Origin of the sequence: Croceicoccus hydrothermalis (assembly GCF_022378335.1) — a bacterium.
Lineage (GTDB): Bacteria > Pseudomonadota > Alphaproteobacteria > Sphingomonadales > Sphingomonadaceae > Croceicoccus > Croceicoccus hydrothermalis.
Genome location: NZ_JAIQCI010000020.1, coordinates 12,098 through 28,301, shown reverse-complemented (window position 1 = coordinate 28,301; position 16,204 = coordinate 12,098). Strand labels below are relative to the sequence as shown.

The window sequence follows — 16,204 nt, the reverse complement described above, 5'->3', positions numbered from 1 at the left end:
ACGCGCCACTAACGCGCGGCAAGGCGGAGTTTTCAACCATGGACGTAGTCAACATCTTCACGACGGCGGCGCACACCGCTGCAACAGGCGACTTCGTGCATGGTTCGCAGCGGTTCGTTTTCGATTATCTGGACTGCGAAGGTCCGCAACGCCTTGTCGAAGGGCCGGTGTGGGCCTTCATCGACTGGGTCATGCCGGAGATGTCGGGACTGGAAATGTGCCGCCGCCTGCGTTCCGATCCGCGCATGGATCACGCCCATGTGACGATGATCCTCGAACAGGACGATGCCGGCGACAGGCGGCGCGCCCTTCGCGCCGGTGCCGACGATTACATGATCGGTCCGGTCGACCGCAACGATCTGCTCGACCGCGTGCTTGCGTTGCAGGCGCGGCGACAGAATTACCACGCGGCCAATATCGTCGAACTGGGCGATCTGGTCATCGACCTTGGCGCGCTTCAGGCACGGTGGGACGGCACGCCGGTCGACCTTCGGCCCAACGAGTTTCGCCTGCTCCGCTATTTTGCCGAAAACCCCAATCGCGTGTTTTCGCGTGCGCAGCTTATCGGCGGATTGGGAAAGCAGGAACCGCCGATCGACGAACGCACCGTGGATGTGTGGGTGGGCCGCCTGCGCCGCGCGCTGAAATGCGCAGGGGCGGGCGATCCTCTGCGCACGGTGCGTTCGATGGGCTACGTCTTCGACATGCCGTAAGGCGTCGCGCCGCGCCGCTATGACAAAGCCCCGGATCGCCTGCGCGCCGGGGCTTTGTCATATGGGTGGCAAGGATGTCCGGCAAAAATGTCCGGCGGCAGGGGCGGAACCGATGACGGCCCCGCCCCCCGCGCTCAGAATTCGACCGACGCGCTCAATGCGAAACTGCGTCCCACCTCGTAGGTGTTGATCTCGATCCGGTTTTCGCCGTTCGACTGATATTCGAAATGGTCGCGCCCCGTAATGTTGCGCGCCTCGAACTTCAATTGCACCGGCACACCCATGAAATCCGCTTCCTCGCGCGCGACGAAATCCACGCTCAGCCCCGGATTTTCGAGGATGTCTGGCAGCGCATTGGTACCGCGGCTCGTCACACGCTTGCTGGCATAGGAGAAGAGCAGCGTGAATTGCTGCAACCTGTCGATATCCTCAAGCCCGAGTTGCAGATTGGCGAGATGGTCGGACTGTCCGGTGAGCGCTGCCCCGTCCCGGAAATAGTTCGATGCCGGCTGACCGCCACGCGGGAACACCTGCGTCACGTCGTCCTCGCCCACTTTGATCTCGGACTTGGTATAGGTGTAGTTGGCGACGATGACCGCGCGCTTTGTCGCGAACGCCTCGCCAAGGCCGTAGAGATCCTTGCTGTACTGAAGATCGAGCTCGGCGCCATAGAGCGTCGCCTTGGGCGCATTGGCAAAGCTGGTCACCTGCGCATTGTCGGAGAAGCTGGAATAGGCCTCGATCGGGTTGTCGATATCCTTGTAGAAACCGGCGATCGAAATCCGGTCGCCGCCGCCGAGGTAATATTCGGCGCGTGCCTCGGCATTGATCAGCTCGCTGTCGATCAGGAACGGATTGCCGTTGAACTGCCGGTTGGTGTCGGGATCGTAATAGGTCTGGAAGATCAGCTCGCGAAATTGCGGGCGGGCGATCGTCTTCGACGCGGCCACGCGCAACTGCAAATCGTCGCTCGCCTCGAACGTCAATGTCGCGGCTGGCAGGAAATAATCATTGGCGAGCGCGGTGCTGCTGCCCGAATTGGTCGGCGTGGCGAACAGCTCGACCGGGTTCACGGTCTGATCCGCATCTTCGTAACGAACGCCGATGTCGAGATTCACGCGGTCGAGCGGATTGACGCGCAACTGTCCATATCCCGCATGGATGGTGAGCCCGGCATCGAAGGCCGGATCCGCCTGCGTGCTTTCGATGAGGCCAATGTCGAAATAATCGATGATCGCATCGCCCAGCAGGAGATCGGGCCGCAGCGCGCCGACGCCATCGGGAAAATCGGTCGAGGCGTTGAACAGGAATTCGCGCCGTTCCGAATAGCGGTCGGTATCGGTATAGGCATAGCCCACGCTCGCCCGCAGCCAATCGGACAATTCGTACCCGAAATCGAGCCCGCCGTAATAGAGGTCTTCCTTCAGCTGCGAAAACGTGACCGAGGCCGCGCCGCGCTGCCGGTCGAGCACGTTGACGAACAGATCGCCGAACGGATCGTTGGGCTCGTTCGTGCGGACATATTCGAAGCTGTATTCGTACGGCGCCTCGCGCTGCGTCTGCGCATAGCCGCCGCGAAGGTCGATTTCGAGCCTTCCGAATTCCATCTCGCCCACGAATTGCGTGTCGAGCAATTGCCGCTCGAACCAGCCATTGTTCTGAATCTGTTTGGAAAAACCGGACTGAAACTCGTCGCCGACCGAAATCTGCGTCTGTTTCAGCGTGTCGCGGATATAAAGATTGGTCCAGCGAAAACTATGCTCGCCAAGCTCCAGCCCGAAGCCGAGCAGGCCGTTCACGACGATGCGGTTGTCGGTCGTGTAATCGCGGAAATCGGTGTTGAGATCGAGGTCGGCGTTCACCGCCGTCTGCGAGATGATCGCCCGGTTGCGCCAGCTATTGCTGATCGAGGCGGTCGCGATCACGCCGAGCCTGCCGTCCGAAAACACGTCGAAACCGGTTCCCCCGGTGATCGAGCCGGAGAAATTGACCGGCAAATTGCCGAGGCGCTGCGCCACGACGAGATCGGGATTGCCAAGCTGTTTCGCGATTGCGGCCTGATCGACGCCGAGGTCGGACAGGCGCGCGCCGCTGTCGAAGAAATCCTGCAATGCGGGCGGCGCATCGCGCGTGCCGTCGTCAAAACCAAATGCGTCGATGTCGGAGCCGTAATAGCTGTACCCGTCATTGCCGGTCGTCTGCGTGTCGCCGCTCACCCCGCCGCCGATGCGCAGGAAGCTTTCGGTCGGCACCGCGCGGGTGGTGAGGTTGATGACGCCGCCGCCGAATTCGCCGGGGAAATTCGCCGAATAGGTCTTCTGCACCAGCGAAGACGCGACGATATTCGTCGGAAAGATGTCGAGCGGGACAACGCGGCTCAACGGTTGCGGGCTGGGCAGGGGCAAGCCGTTGAGCAGCGCCAGCGAATAGCGATCGCCGAGGCCGCGCACGAAGACATTGCCGTTGCCGACGATGGAAAGCCCGGTCACGCGGCTCAGCGCGCCGGCGATGTTGCCCTCGCCCGTGCGGGCGATCTGCTCGGCCGAAAGGACCGAGAGCACCTGCGTGCTGGCGCGCGATACGTCGCGGATGCGGCGACCGGTCACAACGATCGCGCCGCCGCCGCCGGGAATGGAAATGTCGGATTGATCGAGGCCATCCTCGATCGGTTCGCCGTCGACGCCCTGCACCTGATCGGTGAGGTCGTCATCCGCGGAGGGCCGCGGCGGGATGGCGCTTTCCCCGGTGGTGGGCGGTCCGCCGGTGCCCTGGGCCAGCGCGGCGCCGGGCAGGACCATCGCGGATGAAAGCAGCAGCAGCCCTGCGAAGCGCCTGCCGAAAGGCTGAAAGCCGGTGGACATGGTGTAAGACCCCCTCAAATTACAGGTCCGAAAAACAGATATTCGCGTTCGATGCGCGATACAGAGTGGGGCCGCCCGGATCCTTCGGACGGCCCCGTATCTGCTGCGCGTGCTTAGTAGATCGGCAGGCTGGTGCAGGTGCCGACATTGCTGCCGAAGCTGATCGCCGCCGAATTACAGGTCCATCCGGTGGTCCAGTTGTTCGCGCTGTCGCGAACGGCGCCGATGAAGTTCACGTTGTCGAAGAAGCTGGACAAGGCGGTCGGGTCGAAGGCCACCGCGCCATTTTCGTTGGAGCCATTGATGAACAGCATCGAAAGCGTGTTGGTGAAGTCCTTGTTGTTGTTCGATCCGGCATCGAAGATCGCCTGCGCCTGGCTTGCGCTGACATCGCCGCCGTCGCGGAAATTGCTCGCGCAATCGAGGACGACCGAATTGAAGCGCGGTGCGCCCCGCTCATCCGCGCCGGATGTCTGGATCGTGGCCGTGTCGTCGAGCCGGATGCAGGGCACGCCGCTCGGCGCGACGACGACGCTGTTCACCAGCGCATAATCGGTGCCGCCGCGGATGCGGATCGCCTGGCTCGACGAGGCATTGCGGTGGATGAAGGTCGCGTTCGAAATCTGCGTGTTCTGACGCGGGGTCGAGTTTTCGAGGCCGTTGCTGGAATCCGCCTCGATGATGGTGTCGCCCGCACCTTCGCGCTGCACCGCGATGACATATTGCAGATTGGCCTTCACGCCGGTGTCGGTGTCGATCGAATCGTCCTCGGCACCCACCACGATCAGGTTCTTCAGATTGACCCGGCCACCGAAGAATTCGACGCCGTCGTCGGACGAATTATAGGACATGATGTGGTCGAGCTGCGTTCCCGAACCGCTGCCGCCGGTGGTGAGCGACTGAAGCTCGCTGTCGCCCGACAGGACGAAGCCGGAATAGCGGATCTGCACATAGCTCATCCGGCCCGAGCTATCGTCGGGCGTCGCGCCGCCGAACAGGGCGGGCTGCGCCGCGCCTTCGACCTGGCGTTCGCAACCGGTCGTGCCCGGCGTTGCGCCCGGCGCGATGCAGTCGGTCACCGGCGCGCGGCCCGCGAGCACGACGCCGCCCCACTGACCCGAGGAATTTTCGTTGTTGAGGCCGAGCACATTGTCGCGGCTGGTGAAGAGGATCGGACGCGAGGCCGTGCCGACCGCGTTGATCTTGTTGCCGCGGTTGACCATCAGGAACGACGATCCGCTGGCATAGATCATCGCGCCCGGCTCGATGGTGAGCGTCACGTTGGTGTCGCTGGCGCCGTCGCTCGCATCGGCGGTCGGCCCGCCATCGGTGCCGACATCGACGCGGCCCGCCATGCGATAGAGCAGACCTTCGACATAGGGCAGCGTCGAGGAGGTATTGAAACGCGCCGGCATCGCGCAGACGCGATATTCGCCGGTCGGGCCCGAAATCGTGCCTTCGTCCGAAAGGCCCTGCGCATCGGCGATGGTGGGGCAGCCGTTCGCGGCCGTCACCGACCCGCCCGGTGTGGGCGTAGGCGTCGGCGCGGGCGTGGGCGCCGGATTGTTGATGATGACATTGCCGCCCGTGCCGGGCGATGCGATGTCTTCCGGCCCGCAGGCGGCCAGCGCCAACATGCTGCAGCCAAGAACGAGCGTACGGGAAATAGTGGTCACGGCGGCGGTCCCCCTCAAGAAAAAACCGAGAATCAAAACATGCGAATTCGGCTTCGCGAAGGCGGACCTAGATGGGCCTTGTGACAGTTTCTTTGCGCTAGTCTGATAATTCGGACGGGACGTGGCGGGGAACGCAAATCACGCGTTTCGCATGTGGCTTTCGGCGAATGTTACAAATCAATGACATTGTGACATTTTGATTGCACAGACCGGCCAAAAGACGCAAAATCGCTTTCAATAACAAATTTAGATGGAGAAATGCCATGGCTATTGCCGCCCTCGTCCTCAGCCTGATGATGAGCCCCGCCCCCGCGATCGGCGCCGAACGTGTCGACGTCGCCTACGAAGCGATGCGTGCGGGACAGGATGCCGCCGCCATCCGCCAGATCGAGGCGAACGAAGCATTGGCCGAGGACGATCCTGCCCGCCTCATCAACCTCGGCATCGCCTATGCCCGGCAGGACGATACCGCCGCAGCCCGCACCATGTTCGAGGCCGCCGCGAACAGTGCCGACCGGTTCGCCCTCGAAACCGCAAGTGGCCAGTGGGTCGACAGCAAGGTGCTCGCCCGTAGCGCGCTTGCCATGCTGGAGCGCGGCGAATTTTCCGAAGGGGAGCGGCTCGCCACCGCCGACTGACATTATATAGGTGCGGCGGATGCGCGTGTCGCTCCGCCGGCCTTTGGCGCCATGTGCGTATATTGATGCCTGCCGCACCGTTCGCGTCGTATGACAGTGTGCGGCAATCGCCCCCGCATCGGATTTCGGGAACGCTTCTTGCAAAGCCGAGTTTTTGAACTCGTGCCCTGAACGCGAGCCTGTCACACGCGTGTCATTAATCGGGTCCATTCGCCTCCTCAAGGGAGGCATTCATGATTCTTGCGCGGGACATACTGGCATTGGGGTTGGCGCTTTGCGTGCCTGCCATGCCCGCATGCGCCGATGTGATGGAGATTTCCGCCGACGGTCACCGCTGGATTGCCGGCGATCTGGTTAACGCACACGATGCCGCACCGACCGCAGCCGATGATGACATGCCCGCCGTGCCCGGCGCCGCGCTCGCGAATATTTCCGATCATGCCGCACTGTTGCCCGCGCGCTATGCCGCGAAGGTGCACGAACTATCGGCGCGCTTCGACCTCAGCCCTGCACTGATCGAGGCGCTCGTCTGGCAGGAGAGCCGCTGGCGCGAGGATGCGCGCTCGCCCGTCGGCGCGCGCGGCCTTGCGCAACTCATGCCCGGAACGGCGCGCGATCTCGGCGTGAATGCCGACGATCCCTTTGCCAATCTCGAAGGCGGCGCGCGCTATCTGCGCCAGCAGATCGACCGTTTCGACGGCGATATCGAACGCGCGCTTGCCGCCTATAATGCCGGGCCGGGCCGCGTGATGCGCGCCGGCGGCGTGCCCCGCATTCGCGAAACCCAAACCTATGTCGCGGCCGTCATGGGCCGCCTGTCCGACCATTCCCGGAGATGATTGCCATGTCTGCCGCTCGTTCCAACATGTTCACCCGCGCTTTCGCACGGCTCATTGCCGTTCTCGCGATTGCCCTCCCCGGCACCGCCATGGCGCAGGGCGCCGATCCGCAAGGGTCGGGTCCGATCGTGTCCGCGCTCGCCTGGCTTCAGGGGACGATGCTCGGCAATGTCGCCACCGCGGTCGCGGTGATGGCGGTCGCGGCGGTGGGTTTCATGATGCTGACCGGCCGGATGAACTGGAAATTCGGCGGCACGGTGATCCTGGGCTGCTTCATCCTGTTCGGCGCGGCCTCGATCGTGTCCGGCATTCAGTCGACCGCGGCGGTAGGCTGAGCCCGTGACGGCATTGTCCCGCCACCCGGTGCATCGCGCGCTGACCCGGCCGCAGATGTTCGGCGGCGTGACCTATAATTTCTTCGTCATCAACGCCGCCGTCACGACCGAGCTGTTCCTGATTACCGGAAGCTTTCTCGCGCTGCCCGCGGCGCTCGCGATTCACTGGGTCGGCTATTTCGCGTGCCTTCGCGAGCCGCGCGTGTTCGATCTGTGGCTGACGAAGGTGAGCCGTTGCCCGCGGGTGAAGAACTGGAAACGCTGGGGCTGCAACAGCTACGCCGCCTGAAAAGGAACGCATTCATGGCAAAGCAACGCAAATGGATCGGCGCCGCCGGGTGGAGCGACAAGGAAGCCCGCGCGGGCGACCGGCTGCCCTATGCGCGGCAGGTGGACGAACATTGCGTGATGCTGCGCGACGGGTCGTTGATGATGGCGATGCAGGTGCCCGGCCTCCTGTTCGAAACAGAGGATAGCGAGGCGCTGAACGCCCATGCCGCCGCGCGTGAGGTGATGCTGCGTTCGGTGCTCGATGCGCGTTTCGTGCTCTATCACCATGTCGTGCGGCGGCGGGTCGCGGTCGATCTCGATGCCGAGTTCGCCGATCCGCTTTCGGCCCATATCGACGCGCGCTGGCGCGAACGGCTCGCCGACGGATCGCTTTTCGTGAACGATCAGTTCGTCACGCTGATCCGCCGGCCCGCACGGGGCAAGGCGGGGCTTGCGGAAAAGGCGGGCCGACTGCTGCGTCGCCGCCAGGGTGAGGTCGAGGCCGACCCAAGGGATCTGCGCGCCCTTCGCGCCGCGATCACCGGCATGGCCGCATCGCTGGGCGCCTATGGCGCGCGGCTCCTCGGCGATTACGAGGCCGGCGAAGGCCGCGTGAACAGCGAGATCCTCGAATTGTTGAGCGCGGTCTACAACGGGGAAATGCGCCCCGTGCGCCGCCCGGCCGAAGATACCGACATCGGCCACATGCTGCCCTATCGCCGGGTCAGCTTCGGCCTTGACGCGATGGAATCGCGCGGCGGCGGGGGCAGCGATTTTGCCGCGATGCTGTCGCTCAAGGATTATCCCGACGCGACATCGCCCGGCCTGCTCGACGGGCTGCTTCGCCTGCCGTGCGAAATGGTCGTCACCGAAAGCTACGCCCCGACGGAGCGTCAGACCGCGCGCGAACGCATGGACCTCGCCCTGCGCCGCCTGCGCAGCGCGGACGAGGAAGCCGCCGCCGAACGGGCCGAGATGCTGTCGGCGCGCGATGCGCTCGGCGCGGGTGCGACCGGGTTCGGCGACCATCACCTGACCGTGCTGATCCGCGCAGCCGAGCTGCCCGCGCTCGACGACATGACCGCCGCTGCCGCTGCCGCGCTCGCCGATACGGGCGCGATCGCCGTGCGGGAGGATGTCAATCTGGAGCCGGCCTTCTGGGGTCAGTTTCCGGGCAACGAAGGCTATCTCGTGCGGCGGGCGATGATTTCGACCGCGAACATGGCGGGCTTCGGCTCGCTCCACGGTTTTGCGCTGGGCCAGGCCGACGGCAACCATTGGGGCGATGCCGTCACATTGTTGCAGACGACGAGCGCGACGCCGTTCTTCTTCAATTTTCACCACGGCGACCTCGGCAATTTCTCCGTCATCGGGCCGTCGGGTTCGGGCAAGACGGTGGTGATGAATTTCCTCGCCGCGCAGGCGCAGAAGTTCGAACCCCGCACGATCCTGTTCGACAAGGATCGCGGCGCCGAGGTTTTCGTGCGCGGCATCGGCGGGCGATACGACCGCATTTCTTCGGGCGAGCGGACCGGGTTCAACCCGCTCTCGCTTCCCGATACGGCGAGCAATCGCGCATTCCTGCGCGACTGGCTCGGTCTCATGCTCAAGGCCGAAGGGCCGGAGGAGCTTGCCACCATCGCGCAGGCGGTCGACGCCGCCTATGCCAATGATGCACGCTTGCGCCGCCTGCGCCATTTCCGCGAGCTTTTGTCGGGTGCGCGCCGCCCGATGCCGGGCGACCTGGCCGACCGGCTGTCCCCGTGGATCGAGGATGGCGAACATGGCTGGCTCTTCGACAACGATGTCGACCGGCTCGACCTTTCGAACCGGGTGCTGGGCTTCGACATGACGGCGCTGCTCGAAAATCCGCGCCTGCGCACGCCGGTCATGATGTATCTGTTCCACAGGATCGAAGAACGGCTCGACGGGCAACCGACGATGATCCTCATCGACGAGGGATGGAAGGCGCTCGATGACGAGGTGTTCGCCGCGCGCATCCGCGACTGGCTGAAAACCCTGCGCAAACGGAACGCACTGGTCGGTTTCGCGACGCAGAGCGCACGCGACGCACTCGACAGCCGGATCTCCACCGCGCTCGTCGAACAGACCGCGACGATGGTGTTCATGCCCAATTCGCGGGCGCGGGCGGAGGATTATTGCGATGGCTTCGGCCTGACCGAACACGAGCTTGCGTTGATCAAGGGGTTGCCTGCCCATTCGCGCTGCTTCCTCGTGCGGCAGCCCGATGCCTCCGTCGTGGTGCGGCTCGACCTTTCGGGCGCGCCGGAGGTATTGACCGTGCTGTCCGGCCGGGAAAGCATCGTCCGCAATCTCGACCGTATCCGCGCATCGGTCGGCGACGATCCGGCGCAATGGTACCCGCAATTGACAGGACAGCCATGGCCCGGCGGAAGCGCCGATGATTTCGCGCTGTGGAACGCGGCGGAATGAACGGCTGCGCAACCGAACTCGACAATGTCGGCAATGGCATTGCCGCCGCGCTGCGCGGGGTGGATTGCCTCGCCGCCGACACGACGCAGGCCGCCTTCGGGCGCCTGTTCGGGGCGGGCGGCGCGCTGGTGCCGGCGCTCACGATCCTGCTCACCCTGTTCGTGGCGCTGTTCGCGTTCGGCCTGCTTACGGGACGCAGCCGGATCGGTATTGCCGCGCTGACCCCGCGCATGATGACACTGGGCCTGGTGCTGACCTTCGCGACGAGCTGGGTCGCGTATCAGAGCGTGGTGTGGACCCTCGCCACCGGTGCGCCCGACCAGATCGCGTCGATCATCACCGGGAGCGAAGGGAGCGCCACGATTGCCTTTGCCGACAAGATCGACATCGCCTTTGCCGTCATCGGCCAGATCGCCGGGCCGGAGCAGCAGCAGGACATGAGCATGTTCTCCCCGCCGGGCCTGCTCTGGCTTGGCGCGACGCTGCTTCTGCTGGGCACCGTGGGCATATTGGTGACGACACGGATCGCGCTTGCCGTGCTGGTCGCGGTGGGGCCGGTGTTCGTGGTGATGGCATTGTTTCCAGGCACGCGGGGATTGTTTGCAGGCTGGCTGAAAGGTCTGGTCCTGCTTGCCATCGCGCCGTTGTTTGCGGTGCTGGGCGGCGGGATGATGCTGGAACTTGCGGTGCCGGTGCTCAATGCGCTGGGCCAGACGCCGGGGCAGATCGACCCGCGCGCCGCGATGGGCTTTTTCCTGATCGGGGCGGTGCATGTCGCGCTGATGATGCTGGCGTTGAAGACGGCGACGGCGATGGTCGCCGGATGGGATGTGTTCGGTCTTGCGGCCAAGGGGACGGAGAGCCGCACCCAGTCCGCCGTGCAATCGGTTGCCGCCCCGCCCGCGCCGGCCGTGCCCGCCCCGCCGGCACCCGCGGTGAGTACCGACCGCCGTATCGCACAGGCCATTGCCGTTCCCGCCCCCGCCAATGACCGGTTCGGCAGCCCCGCGCCCGCCCCGCAGACGCGCGACATCCGCATCGCCGCACATGCCGCGCATCCCGGCGCGCAGCCCGCCGCCACCGCGGCCCGTTCGCGTGCACACGGCATCGGCAGCCGTTTTCGCAGCGCGCCCGCACGCTCCACGGAGAAGTTGAAATGATCCGCCCGCTTTGCACTCTCGCCCTTGTCGCCGCGACGATGGCCGTGCCCGCCCACGCCGGTGATCCCCGGCTCGTCACGCGGATGTATGACGAAGACGCCGTTGTCCGCATCGAAGGCCGCACCAATGTGCAGGCGACCGTCGCCTTCGCGGATGACGAGAGAATCGAGAATGTCGCCATCGGTGATTCCGCAAGCTGGCAGGTGACGCCGAACAAGCGGGCCAACCTATTGTTCGTCAAACCGCTCGAACCGACGGCGGCGACCAATATGACCGTGGTTACCGACCGCCGCACCTATTACTTCGACCTGGTGGCCAGTCCGCGGGCCAAGCCGTTGTATCAATTGCGTTTCGCCTACCCTGAAGAGCCGGTGGAAGACGCACCCGCCCGCATGGCCGCCGCGCCCGGTTCGATCGAGATGCAGGCCGCGACCGATCCGCTCGCCGTGACCGATCCCGCGTCGCTGAATTTCGCGTGGGGGCGCAGCGGGGATGCAGCCCTCCTTCCCGAACGGGCCTATGACGATGGCGAGGTGACCTATCTCGCCTGGCCGCAGGGGCGCGATGTTCCCGCCATACTGGTCACCAATGCGGACGGGCGCGAAGGTCCGGTCAATTTCACGGTGCGTGGCGAGAACATCATCATCGAAGGCGTGCCGGGACGCATCATCCTGCGTTCCGGCGACAACGATGCCTTTCTTGTCAACAACGGGCCGCCGCGCCCGCCGCGCAAATTGAACGATGCTGCGCTCGCCCGCGCAGCCGATCGTACCCTTGTGGAGCAGAACTGATGCGTCTCGCCGCCAGGCTTCCCGCCGATCCCGCCAATGACGTCGATCCGCGCGAAACCGAAAGCGCGGAAATCATCGACCTCGCCAGCCGCAATTCCTTTCCCGCCGTGACGCAGCGCAAGGGCAAGTCCGACGGGCTGGGCCTTGCCGCGGGGGTTGCGATCGTCGGCCTGCTGGGTGCGTTCACGCTGTGGGGCATGAACAGCGCGCGGATCGAGGAACCGGCAGCCCCCGCACCTGTCGCTGCCGCCCCGGTCGAGACAGCCGCACCGGTCGATACGCCGCTCATCGTGCCTGACACACCGCCTATTGATGCCCCATATGCCATGCAACAGCCCGATCCCGGCCCCGCACCGGTATTGTCCGCGCCGCCGCAGATGGACACCGGCCCCGCCTCGAATCCCTATAGCAGCCCGACATTGGTCTTCGATGCGGGCAGCGCCTATGACGCGGTCGAGGACACAGGTACCCCTTACAATGGCGAAAACGCATCGACCGGCAATTCCGCGTCCGATTTTGCCAGCCGCATCGGCGGCGTCGGCGGCGGCCCGGCGCAGGCCGCGCGCATGGTCGATCCCGGCACCACGGTGACGCAGGGCACGCTGATCCCCGCGATCCTCGAAACCGCGATCGACACCGACGTACCCGGATACGTCCGCGCCGTGGTCAGCCAGGACGTGAAAAGTTTCGACGGACGCCGCGTCCTCGTCCCGCGCAGCAGCCGGCTCATCGGGCAATATCAAAGCGGGCTTCAGGCCGGGCAGAAACGCGCCTATGTCATCTGGACCCGGTTGATCCGGCCCGATGGCGTGTCGGTCAATATCGGCTCGCCCGCGACCGGCTTCGACGGCACGACCGGCCTTCGCGGCAAGGTGGACAGCCATTTCTTCAAGCGGTTCGGTTCGGCGATGCTGCTCTCCGTCGTGGGCGGATTGTCGGCGATGGGCACGGGCGGCGCGTCGGTCGTGCTGGGCGGCGGGCAGAGCGCGGCCGCGGCCGCCGTGGAAGAAAACAGCAAGATCGGCCCCACCGTGCGCGTGCGCCAGGGCGAACCGATCCGCGTGTTCACCGCGCGCGATCTCGATTTTTCGACCGTAACGAAATGAATGCCGCGATCCTTCCGATGAACCCTGACCTGCCCGCCGCCGCCGTCCCGAGCGCGGGGAGTGTCTATCTCGATGCGTATCTCGCCCCGTTCCGCCCTTTCCTCTTGCGGGACACGGTGACGGAAATCCTCGTCAATGCGCCGGGCGAGGTGTGGGTGGAGGACGCCGGCACCGCCGGGATGCAGCGGGTCGCGGTGCCCGAAATCGACGACCGGCTGATACAGCGCCTCGCCGAGCAGGTCGCGCGGGTCAGCCATCAGGGCATCAACCGGGAGCATCCCTTGCTGGGCGCGACCTTGCCCGATGGCGCGCGCGTGCAGTTCTGCGGGCCGCCCGCAACGCGCCGACACTGGACCATGGCGATCAGGCGACACCGGCGGCTCGACCTGCCGCTCGACGCCTATGACAGCGGGCCTTTGCGCGGCGCGGCGGAGCCGGCGCTCCCCGATGCGCAGGATACGCCGGTCGATTTCCTGCGCGCCGCCGTCCGCCATCGCAAGACCGTGCTGATTTCCGGTGGCACCTCGACCGGCAAGACCACCTTTCTCAATGCGCTGCTCGGCGAAATCCCGGCTCACGAACGCGTCATCCTGGTCGAGGATACGCCAGAGCTGAAACTGCCCGGCGCGAACGGGGTCGGGCTGGTCGCGGTAAAGGGCGAGCTTGGCGAAGCGAAGATTACCGCGAACGAATTGCTTCAGGCCGCGCTTCGCCTTCGGCCCGACCGCGTGGTCCTCGGCGAATTGCGCGGCGCCGAAAGCGTGAGTTTCCTGCGCGCGATCAACACAGGCCATCCCGGCAGCTTTTCCACCATCCACGCCAATTCGCTGCGCGGTGCGCTCGAACAGCTCAGCCTGATGGTGATGCAGACCGGCATCGGCCTTACCCGCACCGACACGCTCGAATATGCGGCCTCCGTCATCGACGTGATCGTGCAGCTTGGCCGGGTGGACGGGCGGCGCGGCATCGCCGCCATCGGACGCAGCGAAGACATACTCGCGCAGATCGGGTGAGCGTGGGCGAGTTCCGCCGCCCACGTTTCGCATGTGCAGCATCGCGGGCTTGACCCCGCCCGGCCGCGGGGCCAAGACGGCGGGGTGACACAGCATCTCCCCCCGCCCGCGCCGATCGATTTTTCCGGCGATGCGCTGTTCCTCGATTTCGACGGAACGCTTGTCGAACTGGCCGACCGGCCCGATGGAGTCATCGTCGGCGAACGGTTGATCGCCACGCTTCACGCATTGTCGGATCGGCTGAATGGCCGGCTCGCCCTCGTCAGCGGGCGCGACATCGCCACGCTGGACGGTTTCGGGATGGCCGGCCTCGCCATCGCGGGAAGCCACGGGGCCGAATGGCGGCTCGCCGACGGAACGGTGAGCGAAACCGCCCGCCCCCCCGGCATGGACGACGCGCGCGGGCGGTTCGAACAATTTGCCGACACGCACGGCGGCGTCTTGTTCGAGGACAAGCCGCTGGGTGCCGCGCTGCATTACCGAATGTCGCCGGAATGGGGGCAGGAATGCCGCGCGCTTGCCGAAAATCTCGCGCAAGCGCACGGTTTTCATGTGCAGCACGGTCACGAGATGGTCGAATTGCGCCGGGCCGGCGTCGACAAGGGCGTCGCCATCGCCGATATCCTGAAGCGCGCGCCGTTTGCGGGGCATCGCCCGGTATTCCTGGGCGACGACGTCACCGACGAAGCCGGCTTCGAACAGGTGGCCCGGTCTGGCGGGCATGGCGTGCTCATCGGCACGATGCGCGCGACCGCCGCGACTTTCCGCTTGCCGGATGTTAGTTCGGTGAACGAATGGCTGCACCATTCGTTAAAGGGGGGGCCGGAAGATTAGGAATTTCAGGGGGACATCATGAGCCGTCTTATCGTTGTATCGAACCGCGTTTCCATGCCATCGCCAGACGGGGCACAGGGCGGGTTGGCGGTGGCCCTTCAGGCGGCCCTGCGCGAAAGCGGCGGATTGTGGTTCGGGTGGTCCGGACGCGAGGTCGAGGAATTCACCGGCAGCGTCAATTTCGAGGAAATCGACGGCGTGCGATCCGCCGTGGTCGATCTCGAGGCGCAGGATGTCGAGGAATATTACAACGGCTTTGCCAATCGCACGCTCTGGCCACTGTTCCATTACCGGATCGACATCGCGAAATACAACCGCAGCTTCGGCGAGGGATACGAACGGGTGAACCGGCGCTTTGCCGAACCCCTGCACGTCATGATCGAGCCGGACGACGTCGTGTGGATCAACGATTATCACCTGATCCCGATGGCGATGCTGCTGCGCGATCGGGGCGTGCGCAACCGGATCGGTTTCTTCCTCCACACGCCCTGGCCGCCGACACGCCTGCTCGTGTCCCTGCCCTATCACGAGCGGCTGGTGCGCTCGATGTTCTTCTACGACGTGATCGGGTTCCAGACCGAGGAATGGCTGGAAAGCTTCCGCCATTATTGCTAGCACGAGCTGGGCGGGCGCAGCGAGGGCGAATATATCCACGTCGGCGAAAAGATGGTGCGCGCGGTGGTGTGCCCCATCGGCATCGATTTCGACAATTTCCGCGAGGCGAGCGAAACGCGCGAGGCGAACGCGATTGCCGAACGCATGCGCACCTCGCTGCGGCAGCTGACCATGATCGTCGGGGTCGACCGGCTCGATTATTCGAAGGGGATCGAGGAACGGCTCAACAGTTTCGAGCATCTGCTCCACACGCATGAGGAACTGCATCGCTCGGTCGTGCTCATCCAGGTGGCGCCCCCCTCCCGCGGCGAGGTCGAACAATATCAGAAGGTCCGCGAGAAGCTGAACGAGCTGGCCGGGCGCATCAATGGCGAGTTCGCCGAGGTGGACTGGACCCCGATCCGCTACGTCAATCGCGGCTATGCACGGGCCGAACTTACCGCGCTCTACCGTGCGGCGCGGGTGGGCCTCGTCACGCCGCTGCGCGATGGGATGAATCTTGTCGCGAAGGAATATATCGCCGCGCAGGATCCGGAGGATCCGGGCGTGCTGATCCTGTCGCGCTTTGCCGGCGCCGCTTGGCAGATGAAGGAAGCTCTGCTCGTCAATCCCTACTCGCCGGAGGAAGTGGCCGAAGCCTTGCAGCAGGCATTGAAAATGCCGTTGTCCGAACGCAAGCGACGCTTTGAAACCCTGCTCGACGGCGTGCGGACGGAAAATGTCCATTGGTGGCGCGAAAAATTCGTCGCGATGATCACGGAAACCAAAGTTCCGCCCGGCAAGGAATAGCGTCGCGCAACCGGCCATATTTGCCGCCCGCAATATCGCCGGGCGATGGTCATAACGGGCAAATGCCTAAACGCGCCTAAGGATAAATTAGGCTTGCCGTCTCATATCTT

Annotated in this window: 13 protein-coding genes and 1 pseudogene; 12 read left to right on the top strand and 2 right to left on the bottom strand. The window is 64.9% G+C overall.

Features of this window, described 5'->3' with window-relative positions; all coding sequences use genetic code 11:
• The first annotated feature begins 38 nt into the window (after positions 1-38).
• Positions 39-713, top strand: coding sequence for a response regulator transcription factor (locus tag K4G67_RS11520; protein WP_239806507.1), 675 nt, complete (start codon positions 39-41; stop codon positions 711-713).
• A gap of 134 nt (positions 714-847) precedes the next feature.
• Here K4G67_RS11520 and K4G67_RS11515 read toward each other — a convergent pair whose 3' ends face one another.
• Complete coding sequence (locus K4G67_RS11515) at positions 848-3,574, bottom strand: TonB-dependent receptor domain-containing protein (RefSeq protein ID WP_239806749.1); 2,727 nt, start codon at positions 3,572-3,574, stop codon at positions 848-850.
• Between the two features lie 113 nt (positions 3,575-3,687).
• On the bottom strand, positions 3,688-5,250 hold the full coding sequence (locus K4G67_RS11510) for a hypothetical protein (RefSeq protein ID WP_239806506.1): 1,563 nt from the start codon (positions 5,248-5,250) through the stop codon (positions 3,688-3,690).
• 263 nt (positions 5,251-5,513) lie between these two features.
• Between K4G67_RS11510 and K4G67_RS11505 the strand changes: the two genes are divergently transcribed.
• The 11 genes and pseudogenes from K4G67_RS11505 (at position 5,514) to otsA (ending at position 16,094) form a co-directional block, all read left to right on the top strand.
• Complete coding sequence (locus tag K4G67_RS11505) at positions 5,514-5,888, top strand: hypothetical protein (RefSeq protein WP_239806505.1); 375 nt, start codon at positions 5,514-5,516, stop codon at positions 5,886-5,888.
• A 233-nt stretch (positions 5,889-6,121) separates the two neighbouring features.
• Positions 6,122-6,727, top strand: a complete 606-nt coding sequence (locus K4G67_RS11500; RefSeq protein ID WP_239806504.1) for a lytic transglycosylase domain-containing protein — start codon at positions 6,122-6,124, stop codon at positions 6,725-6,727.
• Positions 6,728-6,753: 26 nt separating this feature from the next.
• The gene (locus K4G67_RS11495; protein WP_420830036.1) at positions 6,754-7,062 is read left to right on the top strand and encodes a TrbC/VirB2 family protein; all 309 of its coding nucleotides are present in this window, start codon (positions 6,754-6,756) and stop codon (positions 7,060-7,062) included.
• Between the two features lie 4 nt (positions 7,063-7,066).
• Positions 7,067-7,351 carry a VirB3 family type IV secretion system protein gene (locus K4G67_RS11490; protein WP_239806502.1) on the top strand — a complete coding sequence of 95 codons (285 nt, stop codon included), beginning with the start codon at positions 7,067-7,069 and terminating at the stop codon, positions 7,349-7,351.
• Positions 7,352-7,365: 14 nt separating this feature from the next.
• Positions 7,366-9,786, top strand: coding sequence for a VirB4 family type IV secretion/conjugal transfer ATPase (locus K4G67_RS11485; protein ID WP_239806501.1), 2,421 nt, complete (start codon positions 7,366-7,368; stop codon positions 9,784-9,786).
• The gene (locus K4G67_RS11480) at positions 9,783-10,946 is read left to right on the top strand and encodes a TrbL/VirB6 family protein (protein ID WP_239806500.1); all 1,164 of its coding nucleotides are present in this window, start codon (positions 9,783-9,785) and stop codon (positions 10,944-10,946) included. The genes K4G67_RS11485 and K4G67_RS11480 overlap by 4 nt, the downstream gene beginning before the upstream one ends.
• On the top strand, positions 10,943-11,737 hold the full coding sequence (locus K4G67_RS11475) for a TrbG/VirB9 family P-type conjugative transfer protein (protein WP_239806499.1): 795 nt from the start codon (positions 10,943-10,945) through the stop codon (positions 11,735-11,737). The genes K4G67_RS11480 and K4G67_RS11475 overlap by 4 nt, the downstream gene beginning before the upstream one ends.
• Positions 11,737-12,843: a TrbI/VirB10 family protein gene (locus K4G67_RS11470; RefSeq protein WP_239806498.1), complete on the top strand. Its 1,107-nt coding sequence runs from the start codon at positions 11,737-11,739 to the stop codon at positions 12,841-12,843. The genes K4G67_RS11475 and K4G67_RS11470 overlap by 1 nt, the downstream gene beginning before the upstream one ends.
• 17 nt (positions 12,844-12,860) lie before the next feature.
• Positions 12,861-13,856, top strand: coding sequence for a P-type DNA transfer ATPase VirB11 (virB11, locus tag K4G67_RS11465; protein ID WP_239806497.1), 996 nt, complete (start codon positions 12,861-12,863; stop codon positions 13,854-13,856).
• 84 nt (positions 13,857-13,940) lie between these two features.
• Positions 13,941-14,690, top strand: a complete 750-nt coding sequence (gene otsB, locus K4G67_RS11460; RefSeq protein ID WP_239806496.1) for a trehalose-phosphatase — start codon at positions 13,941-13,943, stop codon at positions 14,688-14,690.
• A gap of 18 nt (positions 14,691-14,708) precedes the next feature.
• Positions 14,709-16,094, top strand: a pseudogene (otsA, locus tag K4G67_RS11455) (alpha,alpha-trehalose-phosphate synthase (UDP-forming)).
• Positions 16,095-16,204 lie beyond the last annotated feature (110 nt).